Source organism: Streptomyces sp. NPDC051322 (assembly GCF_040689485.1).
In the GTDB taxonomy this organism is placed as follows: Bacteria; Actinomycetota; Actinomycetes; order Streptomycetales; family Streptomycetaceae; genus Streptomyces.
The window spans coordinates 367,441-382,590 of the sequence record NZ_JBFBAK010000004.1; the positions used below are offsets into that span (position 1 = coordinate 367,441).

Below are 15,150 nucleotides of genomic sequence, written 5' to 3' on the forward strand. Positions count from 1 at the left end.
ACATGAAGGGCGGTGCTTGGTGAGGGGCCCGGCGGACGCCGGCGGTCACTCCTTGACGCTTCCGGCGGAGAGCCCCGACTGCCAGTAGCGCTGCAGGAGCAGGAAGGCAGCGATCAGCGGGATGATGGTCAGCAGCGATCCGGTGATCACGAGGTTGAACACCGGCTGGCCACCCGCCGTGGCTGCCTGGTTGTTCCAGGCGTTGAGGCCGAGGGTGAGCGGGTACCAGTCCGGATCCTTGATCATGATCAGCGGCAGGAAGTAGTTGTTCCAGGTCGCGACCACGGTGAAAAGCAGAACGGTGACGATGCCGGGCCCCAGCAGCGGCAGGCAGATCCGGAAGAAGGTACGGATCTCCCCGGAGCCGTCCATCCGGGCGGCCTCCAGCAGTTCGTCGGGGATCGCCTCGGAGGCGAACACCCACATCAGGTAGAGGCCGAACGGGGAGACCAGAGACGGGATGATGACCGCCCAGGGGGTGTCGGTGAGGCCCATCTTGCTGAACATCAGGAAGGTGGGCACCGCCAGCGCCGCGCCCGGTACGGCGACCGCGCCGATCACCACCGCGAACACCCCGCGCTTGCCCGGGAAGTTGAACTTGGCCAGCGCGTAACCGCCCAGCACGGCCAGGACGGTGGCTCCGCCCGCACCCGCGACCACGTACAGCAGAGTGTTGAGCAGCCAGCGGACGAAGATGTGGTCGTTGTAGGTGAGCGTCTCGCGGACGTTGTCCCACAGGGCGAAGTGACCGCTGAACCACAGCCCGAAGGAATCGAGCAGTTTCGGCTGGGTCTTGGTGGCGTTGATGAACAGCCAGGCCAGCGGGATCAGCGTGTACACCACCACGAGGCTGGTCAGCACGGTGAGGAGCACACTGCGGCGGGGACGGCCGGGCGACCGGCGACGGCGGGAGCGAAGCATGGGCCCTTGCACGGCGCGGGCGTGCTGCCGGACCGGGGAGGATGCGGCGGGGGTGGTGTCGGTGGCCATGGGTCACGCCTCCTTTCGCATGCCGCGCAACTGGACGGCGTAGGCGACGATCATCGTGACGACTCCCATGATGATCGCGACGGTGGCGGCGTAGTTGTGCTGCTGGCCGGAGAAGGACAGCGAGTACGTGTAGAGGTTCGGGGTGAAAGAGGTGGTGATGGCATTGCGCGCCAGCGGCTTGAGGATGCTGGCCTCGTTGAACAGCTGGAAGCTTCCGATGATCGAGAAGACCGTGGCGATGACCAGGGCGCCGCGGATCGCCGGGATCTTGATGGCGGTGATGATCCGCCACTGCCCGGCGCCGTCGATCTCGGCGGCCTCGTAGAGCGACTGCGGGATCACGCGCAGCGCCGCGAAGAAGATCAGCATGTTGTAGCCGACGAACTCCCAGGTGACGATGTTGCCGATGCTGGCGAGCACCAGATGCGGGGAGAGCGGGTCGGGCAGCGATACGCCGAAGTGGTCGTTGATGTTGGCGACCAGACCGAACTGCTTGCCGTACATGAAGCCCCACATGAGGGTGGCGACGACCGCCGGGACCGCGTAGGGCAGAAAGATCGAGATGCGGAAGAAGTCCCGGCCGTAGAGCCGGCCGCTGTCCAGTGCGAGCGCGACGAGCAGGGCGATACCCAGCATGATCGGCACCTGGACGAGCAGAAAAAGCCCGACCCGACTGAGACCTGCCCAGAACTCGGGGTCCTGGAAGGCCTGGGTGTAGTTGTCCAGGCCCACGAATGAGTTGCCGCCGATCAGCTGGTCCCGGAAGAGACTCAGGTAGACCGAGTAACCGATCGGCGCCAGAAAGACGATGGCGAAGACCGCGAGGAACGGCGCGATGAAGCCCCAGCCGATCCAGCGGCGCCGACCGCGCGGCGAACGCCGCGGAACGGCTCTGCCGGCCGCCGCCGACTGGGGTGAAGCGACTGCCATAACCCATCCCTCACGTGTGCTCTGGTCACTTGTTGCTCTGGTCCGGACCATGAACAGAGCGTGATGGTTACGTGAACATTACGGGTCCGAACGAGCCGAAAACGCCTCGACGTTTACGTGAACATTGATTTCGGTGATGGTCACACCCCGGCGGCCGGGCGTCAAGGTTTCTTGTCCGGTTTTGATCGGCCCAGCCGCGGCGAGCGCCGTCAGCCGACTGCGGGCGCTCGCCGAAGGCCCGGACGCCGCTTGCGTCCGGAGCATTGACGCCACCCTCCGGCCTCCCTATGTTTCCGTTCGCAGAACCGACCCTCATTCGATATATCGAACGACGGCAGGCGGATCTCGCACCACGGTCCGGCTGTCGGCTCGCCCCTGGCACACCCGTCCCTTCCCCCACAACGGTCATGAAAGGAACGAAGTGTTCGCTACGGCACACAGAACACCCCTCCCCCACCTGAAGAAGGCACTCCTGGCGCTCTTTGCGGCGGTCGGCCTGCTCATCAGCGCCCTGGTCGGCGGTACGGGAACCGCGCAGGCAGCAGGGTCGCTGCCCTGTGACATCTACGCCTCGGCCGGCACCGCATGCGTCGCCGCCCACAGCACGACACGGGCGCTGTACACCGCGTACAACGGCCCGCTCTATCAGGTGAAGCGCGCCTCCGACGGCGGCACGGCAAACGTCGGCGTGCTGTCCGCCGGCGGCTACGCCAACGCCGCGGCGCAGAACTCCTTCTGCGCCGGCACGACCTGCGTCATCAACGTCATCTATGACCAGTCGCCGCGCCACAACGACCTGTACATCGAGCCGGCCGGAACCGCTGGGCCGGCCAACTCCGGCGCACCGGCCGACGCGTTGCCGGTGACCGCCGGCGGACACCAGGTGTACGGCGTGTCGTTCTCGGGTCACATGGGTTACCGGCACACGGCCGCAGCCGGCGTCGCGGTGAACGGCCAGGCCGAGGGGATGTACATGGTCACCTCCGGCACCCATGTGAACAACCGCTGCTGCTTCGACTACGGCAACGCCGAGGTGAAGATCGCCGACACCGGCAACGGCCACATGGACGCCATCAACTTCGGCACCGAGTGCTGGTTCGCCCCGTGCAACGGCTCCGGCCCGTGGGTGCAGGCGGATCTGGAGAACGGCCTCTTCCAGTCCAACCTCGGTCACAGCACCGACAGTTCGGACACCGGCAACTCGGCGCCGTTCGTCACCGCGCTGCTGAAGAACAACGGCCAGAACTACTTCGCGACCAAGGACGGCAACGCGCAATCGGGCGGTCTGAACACCCGCTACTCCGGGCCGGAGCCCAGCACGTCGTCCGGCTACTCGCCGATGCACCAGGAAGGTTCCATCGTCCTGGGAACGGGCGGTGACAATTCCAACGGATCCATCGGGTCCTTCTTCGAAGGCGTCATGACTAGCGGGCTGCCGACGGACGCGGCCGACAACGCGGTGCAGGCCGACATCGTCTCGGTCGGCTACGGCGGACGGAGCCCGGTCACCGCCGGTACGCTCAGCCCCGGCTCGACCCTCTCGCTGCGCGCGACCACCGCGTGCTGCACCACTCGCTACATCCGGCACCAGAACAACAACGCCGTCACCTCGCCTGTCTCGTCGGGCAGTTCGGCCTTGGACAAGGGCGACTCCTCCTGGATCGTGCGCCCCGGACTGGCCAAGTCCTCATGCGTGTCCTTCGAGTCGAGGAACTACCCCGGCGACTTCCTGCGCCACTCCGACTACCAGCTGTTCCGCCGGCCGATGGACGGAAGCGCCCTGTTCAGAGCCGACGCGACGTTCTGCCCGCAGTCCGGCAAGAACGGCGAGGGCACCTCGTTCGCCTCGTACAACTTCCCCGACCGGTTCATCCGCCACTACGACAACACCGTCTACGTCGCCGCCGACGGCGGCCCGAACGCCTTCGACAGCTCCACCTCCTGGGCCGACGACGTGAGCTGGGTGGTAAGCGCCCCCTGGACGCCATAGTTCGGCACATCATTCGCCGCGGGGGTCGGCACTCTGCTTTGCTCGCCTCATGAGCGATCTGCACGTGCGTTGCGCCGGCCTCACCGATATCGACGCCGTCTTGCGGTTCTGGCGCCGAGCCGCCGAAGGAACGAGTATCAGCGACGACTACGACGGAGTGGCGGCGCTCATTTCCAGAGACCCCGAAGCCCTGCTCCTCGCCGAACGTGACGGTCTCCTCGCAGGAACGGTCATCGCCGGCTTCGACGGCTGGCGATGCTCGTTCTACCGGCTGGCCGTGCACCCCGACTGCCGCCGGCAAGGCGTCGCCACCGCCTTGCTGGAAGCAGCGGAACAGCGATTCAGGGCCCTGGGCGGGCGACGGGTCGACGCCATGGTGCTGGAGGCCAACGAGCAGGCACATCACACGTGGGCCGCGGCCGGTTATCACCGTGAGGACCACTGGCGGCGCTGGGTGAAGCCCTTGTCGTAGGGGGCCGCCGTCGGCCGGGAGTCAGGGCCGTCGACTGCATTCTTTGCCCATCCTTTACCATGGCAGGGTCCTGCCTCACCGACCGAGAGGTGTGAGCCTCCGCCCATGGGCGAGCCTCCCCGTATCCGACACAGCGGTAACCGACACCGCAACGGCCGACATCGCGCGCTCGTCGGACCCCTGACCGATCATGGGACAGAGGTGAAGCGATGACCGAAGTGCTCCTGCTCATCGTGGCGCTGCTGCTCTCGCTGGCATGTTCGGCCTTCGTTGCCGCCGAGTTCTCGCTGACCACGGTCGAGCGCAGTGAGCTCGAACAGGCGGCCGAGCGCGGCGAGCGCGGTGCTGCGAGCGCGCTGCAGGCCGTGCGCAGCCTCACCTTCCAGCTCTCCGGGGCCCAGCTGGGCATCACCGTCACCAATCTGGTCATCGGGATGCTCGCCGAGCCCTCGATCGGAAAGCTGCTCCGCGGTCCGCTCGAAGCCATCGGCATCTCCGGCAGCGCGGCCTCCTCGGTCGGACTTGTGATCGGCACTGCCCTGTCCACCGTCTTCCTGATGGTGGTGGGCGAGCTGGTCCCGAAGAACTGGGCGATCTCCTCTCCGCTCACGGTGGCCAAGGTGGTGGCGACTCCGCAGCGGTTCTTCAGTGCCGCTTTCCGGCCGCTGATCAGCCACCTCAACAACACCGCGAACCGGCTGCTGCGCAGGCTCGGCATGGAGCCGGCCGAGGAGCTGGCCTCCGCGCGGTCACCGCAGGAGCTGGTCGCGCTGGCCCGGCATTCGGCCCGGGCCGGCGCCCTGGAAGCGGACACCGCGGAGCGATTCGTCCGCACCCTCAACCTCGCGGATCTGACGGCGGAGAACGTGATGACGCCGCGGGTGCAGGTGATCGGTCTGGAGGTGCAGGCGACCGCCGAGGACGTCGCGAACGCCACCCGGGCCACCGGGCTTTCCCGTTTCCCCGTGTACCGCGGGAGTCTCGACCAGGTCGTCGGAGTCGCTGATATCAAGGATGTGCTGGCACTGCCGGCGGATCGCCGGACGCGTTCGCCCGTCTCCGGGCTGGTACGGGAACCACTCCTGGTCCCCGAGACGCTGACCGTGGACCGGTTGCTCGACCGGTTGTACGGCGCGAACACCATGGCCGTGGTGATCGACGAGTACGGCGGGACGGCGGGTGTGGTGACGCTGGAGGACATCGTGGAGGAGGTCGTCGGGGAGGTACGCGACGAACACGACCCGCATGAGACGCCCGACCTCGCGGACGCGGGCGAGGACACAGAAGGCCGGGCGGTGTACTCGGCGGACGGTGCGGCCCGCACCGATCAGCTGGAGACCATCGGTATGCACGTGCCGGAGGGCCCCTACGAAACGCTCGCCGGACTGGTGGCCACACTGCTCGGACGGATTCCGGCCGAGGGCGACGTCGTCGAGCTGGCGGGCTGGCGGATCGACGTGGTGGACGCGAGCGGACGCCGCGCGGCCCGGGTCCTGCTGCACGCGCCGAACGCCGCCGACGGGGACGGCAACGACGATGCCGGCATCGGCAATGAGGAGACCGGGCGATGACCGCCTTCCAGCTGTTCATCGGCCTGTTGACACTGGTCGTCAACGCGTTCTTCGTGGGCGGTGAGTTCGCGCTGATCTCGGTGCGGCGCAGCCAGATCGAGCCGGCGGCGGACGAGGGCAACCGGCGGGCGCGAAGCGTTCTGTGGGGCCTGGAGCATCTTGCGGCCATGATGGCGGCGGCACAGCTGGGCATCACCCTGTGCACGCTGGTGCTGGGCGTGGTTGCCGAGCCGGCCATCGCGCACCTTCTGGAGCCGGTCTTCCACGGCGTCGGCATACCCGACGGGCTGATCCATCCGATCTCCTTCGTCATCGCTCTCACCGTGGCGACCTATCTGCACATGCTCTTCGGCGAGATGGTGCCCAAGAACATCGCCCTGGCGGGACCGGTGCGGACGGCTCTGCTGCTGGGCCCGCCGCTGGTCGCGCTGGCGCGTGCGCTGCGTCCGGTGATCTTCGCCGTCAATTCCTTCGCCAACGCGCTGCTGAAGCTGCTGAGCGTCGAGGCGAAGAGTGAGGTGGCCGCGACCTTCTCGGACGACGAGCTGGCGCGTCTGGTCACGGACGCCTCGGCGGCGGGTCTGCTCGACGACCGGGCCAGCGAACGGCTGCACGACGCCCTGGAGCTGGGCCGCCGTCCGGTTCGCGATGTGATCGTGGCACCGGAACAGGTGGTGTACGCACGCCCGGGCACGACGCCGGCGCAACTGGAAAGGCTGTCGGTCGAGTCCGGTTTCTCGCGGTTCCCGGTGGTGGACGACGACCGGCGGATCCTGGGCTATCTACACGTGAAGGACGCGCTGGACGCCACGCCTCGGGAGCTGCCGTTCGAGGCGTCGTCGATGCGGGCGATCGCCCGGGTGCTGGCGGCCGACCCGCTCGACGACGTACTGACCGCGATGCGACGCAGCCGGACCCATCTGGCCGCGGTGCTGGGTGACGACGGGAAGCCGGCCGGTCTGGTGACGATGGAGGACGTGTTGCGTGAACTTGTCGGCCGACCGTCGGAACAGACCGGCCGCGACGAGTGAATACGTTCCCGGGCTGAGCGGAAACGCCCCCGACCGGCCGCGATACGATCGCCGCGCCATGGAATTGAATGCCCCATACACCAGCCTTGTCGCGGTCGGTGACTCCTTCACCGAGGGAATGTCGGACATCCTGCCGGACGGTTCTTACCGCGGCTGGGCCGATCTGCTCGCCGAACGCCTCGCCGCACGGGCGCCCGGCTTCCGGTACGCCAACCTGGCGGTACGCGGGAAACTCATCGGACAGATCGTCGACGAACAGGCCGACGCGGCGGCAGCGCTGCGGCCGGACGTGGTGACTCTGGTCGGCGGGCTGAACGACGCGCTGCGCCCGAAATGCGATATGGGCATGGTGCGCGGGCGGCTGGAAGAGGCCGTAGAACGGCTGGCGCCGGCGTGCAGACGACTGGTGCTCATGCGCAGCCCCGGCCGCAACGGACCGGTGATGGAGCGCTTCCGTCCGCGGATGGAGGAACTTTTCACCTTCATCGAAGATCTCGCGGGTCGGCACGGAGCACTGGTCGTCGATCTGTACGGCGCACCCGCACTCGGCGACCCGCGGATGTGGGACGTCGACCGCCTGCATCTCACCGCGGACGGGCATCTGCGGGTGGCGGAGGCGGTCTGGCAGACGCTGGGGCTGGATCCCGAGATCGACTGGCAGGCATTGCTCCCGGCCGCCGGGCCGGTGCGCTGGGCGGCCCGCCGCGGCAGCGATGTGCAGTTCGCCCGCGAGCATCTGGTGCCGTGGATCGGACGACGGCTGACCGGACGGTCCTCCGGGGACGGACGCTTCGGCGCGCAGTTCAGTGCCGAGTCCGGTGAGGCGTTCTGGATCACTCCGGTGGATGCCGGAAACCCTGGCCCGGTGACCGGCTGGCGCCGCGCGGACGGGGTGCGCTGATGCGACTCCCGGCACCGGCCGGTTCGCCGAGGCGTCGTGCCGGGAGCCAATTCGGTCCTCGAATATTCGGTCACCGCATGTTCGGGCGCTGCATATGCGGTCACTGCACAGGGGGCGCCAGAGCCCGGACGGTGGAGACGGTGTCGGCCTCGGCCGCGGTCTTGTCGACCCGATAACGAAGGACCCGGGCGAAGCGCAGCGCGAGCCCTGCCGGATACCGCGGGCTGCTTTGCAGCCCGTCGAAGGCGACCTCCACCACGAGTTCGGGGCGGACCCGCACGACATGGCCGTCCCTGCTCTCCTCCCGTGCCAGCAGCTCCCGGGTCTGCCAGGCGAGGAGTTCGTCGGTCAGCCCCTTGAACGTCTTTCCGAGCATCACCCAGGGCTGGGTGGCCGCATCCTCGCCGCGCGCGGCGAGATGGAGATTGCTCAGCAGGCCCTGTCGCCGGCCGTGGCCCCACTCCGCCGCCGTCACCACCAGGTCCAGGGTGTGCCGGGGTTTGACCTTGATCCAGCCGGCCCCCCGCCGGCCGGCCGCGTACGGCGCGGCCGGATCCTTCACCACCACCCCTTCCTGACCGCGGTCCAGCGCCCGGTCGAAGAAGGACGCTGCCTCGGCTGCGTCCCCGGTGACGATCCGCGGTACCCGGAACTCCGCGGGTACGACGTCGTCGAGCGCCGCCCATCGAGAGGCGGCGGGCAGATCCAGCAGGTCGGCACCGTCGCGGTGCAGCAGATCGAAGAAGAAGACCCGCAGCGGTACCTCGGCGCGCAGCCGGACCGGGTCCTGCCGCGACGCGGTGCGGGCGGCCGTGACCTGGAAGGGGAGCGGGCGCTCGCCCGCTCCGACGGCGATGGCCTCACCGTCGAGTACGGCTGTACGCACGTCCAGAGCGCGTACCGCCTCCACTACTTCCGGCACCCGCGAGGTGATGTCGTCCAGGCTCCGGGTGAAGACACCGATGTCGTCGCCGTTCCGGTGCGCCTGGACCCGGATGCCGTCCAGCTTCCACTCGAGGGCAGCGGGGCTCAGCCGTTCCAGCGCCGCGCCGACATCCGGCGCCGCCGCGGCGAGCATCGGCCGTACCGGACGTCCGATCTCCAGGCCGAACGAGCGCAGCGCGTCCTTGCCGCCCGACATGGCGGCCGCCGCCACCGCCCCGGCCGAGCCGCGGAACATCAGCGCACGGCGCACGTCGGCCGCGGGGACGCCTGCCGCCTTGGCGACCGCGTCGGCCACGACCGCGTCGAGAGCGCCCTGGCGGAGTTCTCCGACCAGAACCGCGCCCAGAAACGACTGCTCCTGGGCTGTTGCCGCGGCGAACAGCTCCGCCAGCAGCCTGCGGCGTTCGTCCTGCGATCCCGGGCCATGGACGGCGGCGATGGCGGCCAGCGTTTCCTCCGTCTGCCGGACTCCGAGCGTGGCCGCTGCGGCGGCGGGCGGGAGTTCGCGCAGCGCGGCCGGGCCCACGCCGATCCGCATCCGCCGGGACTCACCGGACAGCAGAGCCACCGCCGCGGACAGCTCGTCCGGATCCAGACCGCGCACATACTCAGCGAGCAGCGCGATCTTCGCGTTCCGGGCCGGTTCGGCGCCGACAGCACGGGACGTGTCTGCAAGTGCACGCAGCAACATGACTCACACGTACCCGGTTTCGCCGTGTTTCCGCGCGGTGCCCGGTCAGCGCACCCCCTGCGGGCGGAACTGCACGCTGATGCGTGGTCCCACCGCTCTCGCCGTCTTCGGGATGGCATGCTCCCAGGTGCGCTGGCAGCTGCCGCCCATCACGATGAGGTCCCCGTGGCCGAGCGGCTTGCGCACCGAGGGCGATCCGCCTCCGCGGGGCCGCAGTACCAGGTTCCTGGGCGTCCCGAGCGAGAGAATGGCGACCATGGTGTCCTCGGTGCGTCCCCGGCCGATGGTGTCCCCGTGCCAGGCGACGCCGTCATTGCCGTCCCGGTAGAAGCACAGGCCGGCCGTGGTGAACGGTTCCCCGAGTTCGGCGGTGTAGTGCCCGCAGAGCGCCGCGCGGGCCTCGTCGAGCACCGGATGCGGCAGCGGGTCGTCCGCACCGAAGAACGACAGCAGCCGCGGTACCGCGACCACGTGGTCGTACATCATCCGCTGTTCGGCGCGCCAGGCGACGTCGCGGACCAGCGATGCGAAGACCTCGTCCGCTCCGGTGAGCCACTGCGGGAGCACATCGATCCAGGCGCCCCGGCCGAGCTGGGTGCGGCAGAGCCCGTCCAACGGTCGCAGGGTGCTCTCGTCCCCCTGGTCGAAGAGGGAACTCTGCAGATGTAGAGCCATGCGGCCAGCCTACTCGCACGCACGTTCGATCACATGGTCCGCTCCTCCCCTCCTGTACGAACGCACAACCGGCACCGGGGCGCCGGCCTGCAGAAACCGCCAGTAGAATCACTTCACGTGACTGCAAAGCCTCGTATTCCCAACGTCCTGGCCGGCCGCTACGCATCAACGGAGCTCGCCGTCCTCTGGTCCCCCGAGCAGAAGGTGAAGCTGGAGCGCCGACTGTGGCTCGCCGTGCTGCGCGCCCAGAAGGACCTCGGGATCGAGGTGCCGGAAGAGGCCGTCGCGGACTACGAGCGGGTGCTCGACCAGGTCGATCTGGCGTCCATCGCCGAGCGGGAGAAGGTCACCCGTCACGATGTGAAGGCGCGGATCGAGGAATTCAACGCGCTGGCCGGCCACGAGCAGGTCCACAAGGGCATGACCTCCCGCGATCTCACCGAGAACGTCGAGCAGCTGCAGATCCGGCTCTCCCTGGAGCTGGTTCGTGACCGGACGGTGGCGGTGCTCGCGCGCCTGGGCAGGCTGGCCGCCGAGCACGCCGAGCTGGTGATGGCCGGACGCTCGCACAATGTGGCGGCGCAGACGACGACGCTCGGTAAGCGGTTCGCGACGACCGCGGACGAGTTGCTGGTGGCGTACGGACGGCTCGAGGACCTGCTGGGCCGCTACCCGCTGCGCGGGATCAAGGGTCCGGTCGGCACTGCCCAGGACATGCTCGACCTGCTGGGCGGGGACGAGGCGAAACTTGCCGATCTTGAGCAGCGGATCGCCGGCCATCTCGGCTTCGCGCAGGTCTTCACCTCTGTGGGACAGGTGTACCCGCGCTCGCTCGACTACGACGTGGTGACCTCGCTGGTTCAGCTCGCCGGAGCCCCCTCCTCACTGGCGAAGACCATCCGTCTGATGGCCGGGCACGAGCTGGTCACCGAGGGCTTCAAGCCGGGGCAGGTCGGCTCGTCCGCCATGCCGCACAAGATGAACACCCGCTCCTGCGAGCGGGTCAACGGCTTGATGGTGATCCTGCGTGGCTACGCCTCGATGACCGGCGAGCTGGCGGGTGACCAGTGGAACGAGGGCGATGTCTCCTGCTCGGTGGTGCGCCGGGTCGCGCTGCCGGACGCCTTCTTCGCCTTCGACGGTCTGCTGGAGACCTTCCTGACGGTGCTCGACGAGTTCGGCGCGTTCCCCGCGGTCGTCGCCCGTGAGCTGGACCGCTATCTGCCGTTCCTCGCCACGACGAAGGTGCTGATGGGCGCCGTACGCGCCGGGGTCGGCCGGGAAGCGGCGCACGAGGTCATCAAGGAGCACGCCGTCGCGTCGGCTCTCGCGATGCGTGAACAGGGTGTCGAGCGCAACGAGCTGCTGGACAAGCTCGCGGCCGATCAGCGGATGCCGTTGAACCGGGCGCAGTTGGACGACCTGATGGTCGACAAGCTGTCCTTCACGGGAGCGGCGGGCGCCCAGGTCGCCGCGGTGGTCTCCCGGATCGACGAGATCGCCAAGCAGCACCCGGAGGCCGCCGCCTACACTCCTGGTTCGATCCTCTGACCGGCAACGCCCCTGCCCCTCCCCGCGGAAAGCCCGAATGAAGCCCGAAGAGCTGGAAGCCGCCCGTGACCGCCTCGTTCCCGATCTGGTCGCGGACGGCTTGCGGGTGCTCTTCTGCGGGATCAATCCGGGACTGATGACGGCCGCGACGGGCCACCACTTCGCGCGGCCCGGCAACCGCTTCTGGCCGGTGCTGCACCTCTCGGGCTTCACTCCCCGGCTGCTGCCGCCCGCGGAGCAGGCGCAGATACTGGCCCATGGCCTGGGCATCACCAATGTGGTGGCGAGAGCGTCGGCGCGCGCCGACGAGCTGACCCCCGAGGAGTACCGCGAGGGCGGCCGGATCCTCAGGGCGAAGGTGGAGCGGCTCCGGCCGGCCTGGCTCGCCGTGGTCGGAGTCACCGCGTATCGCACGGCATTCGGAGAACCCAAAGCCCGAATCGGACCACAGGCCACTACCATCGGCTCGACCCGGATCTGGGCGCTGCCCAACCCCAGTGGACTCAACGCCCACTGGACGGCCCAGTCGATGGCCGAGGAGTACGGCAGGCTGCGCGCCGCCGTCGAGAACGAGGACGGCGCCCGGGTCCGGCCGTGAAGCCGCTCGGGCGGCCTGCCGGACTCTCAAGGCGGATCGTTCTCGGTGATCGCCACAAGCAGCCGGTACGACGGTTCTCCTTCCCATCGCGCGACGCCGAGGGCTATCCAGCGCTCCGCCACCCTCCACAGGTGCAGATAGGGCGTCGTGGAGCACAACTCCTTCCAGGGCTCGGCCACCCCCTCCCCTTCCGACATCCTGACCGCTAAGCTCCAGAGGCTGAACATCTGCGAGGCGCCCCACCGAGTGTCGAGCAGAGCGGCAAGCGCCTCGCACTCCGCTTCGGACTGGTCCGCTGCCTCGACGCCCGGGATGCCCTCGTCGGCCGGCAAGTCCTGGCCGGGACGCAGGAATGCGAGGTGGTAACCGGGTCCCGCAATACACGTGATGCCTGCGCCGCTGCCGACTTCGGCTCTGCCACGCTGTGCGGGGAATGCCCGGACCCGCAGCAGGTCGATGGTGGCGAGATTCTGAGCGGTGGTCATGACCTCAGTAAACCGTCTGCCACTGACAGTTGGCCCCTGCCGGGCCGACCGGGACCTCGGTAGCCACTCGCCGCCCGCTCGGCCAGCCGGTAGCATCCGGCAGACATACGCATGAGCTGAGCTGGGAGGACACACGTTGGGGCAGCTGACCGGCGGGGACCCCTCTCTGCTGCGGCGGATCAATTCCGCCGTGGTACTCCATGCCCTGCGCGGAGCGGAATTTCCGACGCTGACCGATCTCACCCGTATCACCGGTCTTTCCAGGCCCACGGTCGAGGGTGTGATCGACGGTCTGATGGTGGCCGGCCTCGTGGTGGAGGACACTCCGGAGGAGGGCGAGGCACGCCGTCAGGGTCGTCCGGCGCGCCGGTTCCGTTTCCGTGCGGAGGCCGGGCATCTGCTGGGCGTGGAAATCGGCCCCCACCGGGTCGCGGCGCTGCTCTCCGGGCTCGACGGCCGCGTCATCGGCGCCGGTTCCCGGGACGTCACGGAGACCGCTTCGGCCGACGAGCGGCTGGAACGGGTGCGCAGCACGGTGGCAGATGTTCTCCGCCGGGCCGGTGTCGCGCGCAGCAGCCTGCGCGCGGTCGGGGTGGGCAGCCCGGGGATCGTGGAGGCCGACGGCACCGTGCGGCTGGGGACCGCGCTTCCCGAGTGGACCGGACTCGCGCTCGGCGAGCGGCTCCGACGGTCCTTCCGCTGCCCGGTGCTGGTCGAGAACGATGCCAACGCCGCGGCCGTGGCCGAGCACTGGAAGGGCGCGGCCACCGATTCGGACGACGTCGTCTTCGTGCTGGCAGGTCTCAGCCCGGGCGCGGGATCCCTGATCGGCGGCCGACTGCACCGCGGCTTCGGCGGCGCGGCCGGCGAGATCGGCGCTCTGCACCTGTTGGGCCGCGGGGTGACCCCGGAGAAACTGCTGTCGACCACGGACGAGCCACTGCACCCGCTGGACGAGCCGGCGGTGGCCGACGTGTTCGCGCACGCCAAGCGCGGGGACGCTCGGGCGCAGGCCGCTGTCGAACGCTTCATCCAGCGGCTGGTGCACGATGTCGCGGCGCTGGTGCTGGCGCTCGACCCGGAACTGGTCGTGATCGGCGGCTGGGCGGCGGGACTGGACGGTGTCCTGGAGCCGTTGCGCGGCGAGCTGGCGCGTTACTGTCTGCGGCCGCCGCGAGTGACGCTCTCCTTGCTCGGTGAGGCGGCGGTGGCGACCGGAGCCCTCCGGCTGGCGCTCGACCACGTCGAGGAACAACTGTTTGCCGTGGAGGGTACGGTGACGGGCCGCCACTGACGTCGGTGACGGCCCGGTTCGGCCGGTCGTCGGCCCTGCGAACAGACGGTGACGGTGCACCGGTGGCGTTCAGGAGGCCTTCTTGCGCTCCGGCGCGTGGTCACTGATCTCGAGGTCGCCCGAGTCACCGAAGGTGAGCCTGCAGGTGTCGGCCCGGTAGGTCGCCACGGACAGCGCGACCGTTCGGCCTTCGGCGAGATACCGGGTGGTCACCACGAGCACCGGTGCGCCCGGCAGCCGGTCGAGCTCCTTGGCGTCGTCGGCGCGTGCCGAGCCGAGTTCGACGGCCCTGTCCTGGCCCTCGAGGCTGAGCCGCTGCAGCTCGCGCAGCACCCCGCGGGCTCGGGCGGGCCCCGACGCGGCGTCTATGGCCGACAGTTCGGGTACCGATGCGGCGGGTACGTAGAGCAACTCCGCGGCCACGGACTGACCGTGCGTCACCCGGATCCTGCGTACGGTGTGCACCTCTTCGGCGCCGTCCACCCCGAGGATCCGGGCCACCGGGGCCGGCGGAACGTCCATCCCGCATTCCAGGGGCTGCCAGGCGTCGTCGGAGGCTCCCGGCCAGGTCTGCTGGGTGGTCGACACGTCGACGCCCACCCGGGGCGGGGCGACCATGGTGCCCACTCCGCGTCGGCGCTGCAGCCGGCCTTCGAGCTCCAGCTGCTCCAGCGCCTGCCGCAGCGTGGCGCGGGCGACGCCGAAGCGGGCAGCCAGGTCGCGCTCGTTCGGCAGGATCTCGCCGACCGCGAAATCCGAGTCCAGCGCCTCGCTGAGGACGCTCTTGAGGTGCCAGTACTTCGGCTCCGGCACCGATTCCAGCTGCGTGGTCCCCACCCTGATCCTCCGCAATCGCCGTGTCTCCGGCGGCTTTTCCATGCCCTTGTTTATTAAAGGTTCCTGCACTATCTCTGCGAGAGTAGGACGCCCCACCCCCTTGGTCAAGACCAATCCCCACCGCCGTCATGCCGCGAGGTCGCACTGGGCGATGACGCGCTCACCGTACGTTCGCACGGGGGGTGTGCG

Annotated in this window: 14 protein-coding genes; 8 read left to right on the top strand and 6 right to left on the bottom strand. The window is 69.1% G+C overall.

Going from position 1 to position 15,150, the window contains the following annotated elements:
* Positions 1 to 45: 45 nt before the first annotated feature.
* The gene (locus AB0436_RS12820; protein WP_366467837.1) at positions 46 to 990 is read right to left on the bottom strand and encodes a carbohydrate ABC transporter permease; all 945 of its coding nucleotides are present in this window, start codon (positions 988 to 990) and stop codon (positions 46 to 48) included.
* Between the two features lie 3 nt (positions 991 to 993).
* Positions 994 to 1,920 (bottom strand): sugar ABC transporter permease, encoded by a 927-nt coding sequence (locus AB0436_RS12825; protein ID WP_366467838.1) that lies wholly within the window; start codon positions 1,918 to 1,920, stop codon positions 994 to 996.
* Positions 1,921 to 2,341: 421 nt separating this feature from the next.
* Here AB0436_RS12825 and AB0436_RS12830 point away from each other — a divergent pair, with 421 nt between their 5' ends.
* The 5 genes from AB0436_RS12830 to AB0436_RS12850 all read left to right on the top strand — a co-directional run bounded on the left by AB0436_RS12830 (position 2,342) and on the right by AB0436_RS12850 (position 7,885).
* The gene (locus AB0436_RS12830; RefSeq protein ID WP_366467839.1) at positions 2,342 to 3,910 is read left to right on the top strand and encodes an alpha-L-arabinofuranosidase B; all 1,569 of its coding nucleotides are present in this window, start codon (positions 2,342 to 2,344) and stop codon (positions 3,908 to 3,910) included.
* 49 nt (positions 3,911 to 3,959) lie between these two features.
* Positions 3,960 to 4,382, top strand: a complete 423-nt coding sequence (locus AB0436_RS12835; protein ID WP_366467840.1) for a GNAT family N-acetyltransferase — start codon at positions 3,960 to 3,962, stop codon at positions 4,380 to 4,382.
* Between the two features lie 209 nt (positions 4,383 to 4,591).
* Positions 4,592 to 5,953 (top strand): hemolysin family protein, encoded by a 1,362-nt coding sequence (locus AB0436_RS12840; RefSeq protein WP_366467841.1) that lies wholly within the window; start codon positions 4,592 to 4,594, stop codon positions 5,951 to 5,953.
* The gene (locus tag AB0436_RS12845; protein ID WP_366467842.1) at positions 5,950 to 6,984 is read left to right on the top strand and encodes a hemolysin family protein; all 1,035 of its coding nucleotides are present in this window, start codon (positions 5,950 to 5,952) and stop codon (positions 6,982 to 6,984) included. Before AB0436_RS12840 ends, AB0436_RS12845 begins: the two co-directional genes overlap by 4 nt.
* A 58-nt stretch (positions 6,985 to 7,042) precedes the next feature.
* Positions 7,043 to 7,885 carry an SGNH/GDSL hydrolase family protein gene (locus tag AB0436_RS12850; RefSeq protein ID WP_366467843.1) on the top strand — a complete coding sequence of 281 codons (843 nt, stop codon included), beginning with the start codon at positions 7,043 to 7,045 and terminating at the stop codon, positions 7,883 to 7,885.
* A gap of 100 nt (positions 7,886 to 7,985) precedes the next feature.
* On the opposite strand, the gene AB0436_RS12855 is transcribed toward AB0436_RS12850, so the two are convergent.
* Both AB0436_RS12855 and AB0436_RS12860 read right to left on the bottom strand, forming a co-directional pair.
* Positions 7,986 to 9,521: an ATP-dependent DNA ligase gene (locus AB0436_RS12855; protein WP_366467844.1), complete on the bottom strand. Its 1,536-nt coding sequence runs from the start codon at positions 9,519 to 9,521 to the stop codon at positions 7,986 to 7,988.
* 45 nt (positions 9,522 to 9,566) lie between these two features.
* A complete protein-coding gene (locus AB0436_RS12860; protein WP_366467845.1) occupies positions 9,567 to 10,196 on the bottom strand; it encodes an alpha-ketoglutarate-dependent dioxygenase AlkB in 630 nt (209 codons plus the stop codon).
* Positions 10,197 to 10,313: 117 nt separating this feature from the next.
* Between AB0436_RS12860 and purB the strand changes: the two genes are divergently transcribed.
* Positions 10,314 to 11,747: an adenylosuccinate lyase gene (gene purB, locus AB0436_RS12865; protein ID WP_366467846.1), complete on the top strand. Its 1,434-nt coding sequence runs from the start codon at positions 10,314 to 10,316 to the stop codon at positions 11,745 to 11,747.
* A 37-nt stretch (positions 11,748 to 11,784) separates the two neighbouring features.
* Positions 11,785 to 12,345, top strand: coding sequence for a G/U mismatch-specific DNA glycosylase (mug, locus tag AB0436_RS12870; RefSeq protein WP_366467847.1), 561 nt, complete (start codon positions 11,785 to 11,787; stop codon positions 12,343 to 12,345).
* A 26-nt stretch (positions 12,346 to 12,371) separates the two neighbouring features.
* Here mug and AB0436_RS12875 read toward each other — a convergent pair whose 3' ends face one another.
* The gene (locus AB0436_RS12875) at positions 12,372 to 12,830 is read right to left on the bottom strand and encodes a hypothetical protein (RefSeq protein ID WP_366467848.1); all 459 of its coding nucleotides are present in this window, start codon (positions 12,828 to 12,830) and stop codon (positions 12,372 to 12,374) included.
* Positions 12,831 to 12,966: 136 nt separating this feature from the next.
* Here AB0436_RS12875 and AB0436_RS12880 point away from each other — a divergent pair, with 136 nt between their 5' ends.
* Positions 12,967 to 14,124: an ROK family transcriptional regulator gene (locus AB0436_RS12880; RefSeq protein ID WP_366467849.1), complete on the top strand. Its 1,158-nt coding sequence runs from the start codon at positions 12,967 to 12,969 to the stop codon at positions 14,122 to 14,124.
* Between the two features lie 69 nt (positions 14,125 to 14,193).
* Here AB0436_RS12880 and AB0436_RS12885 read toward each other — a convergent pair whose 3' ends face one another.
* Complete coding sequence (locus AB0436_RS12885) at positions 14,194 to 14,961, bottom strand: GntR family transcriptional regulator (protein WP_366467850.1); 768 nt, start codon at positions 14,959 to 14,961, stop codon at positions 14,194 to 14,196.
* Positions 14,962 to 15,150 lie beyond the last annotated feature (189 nt).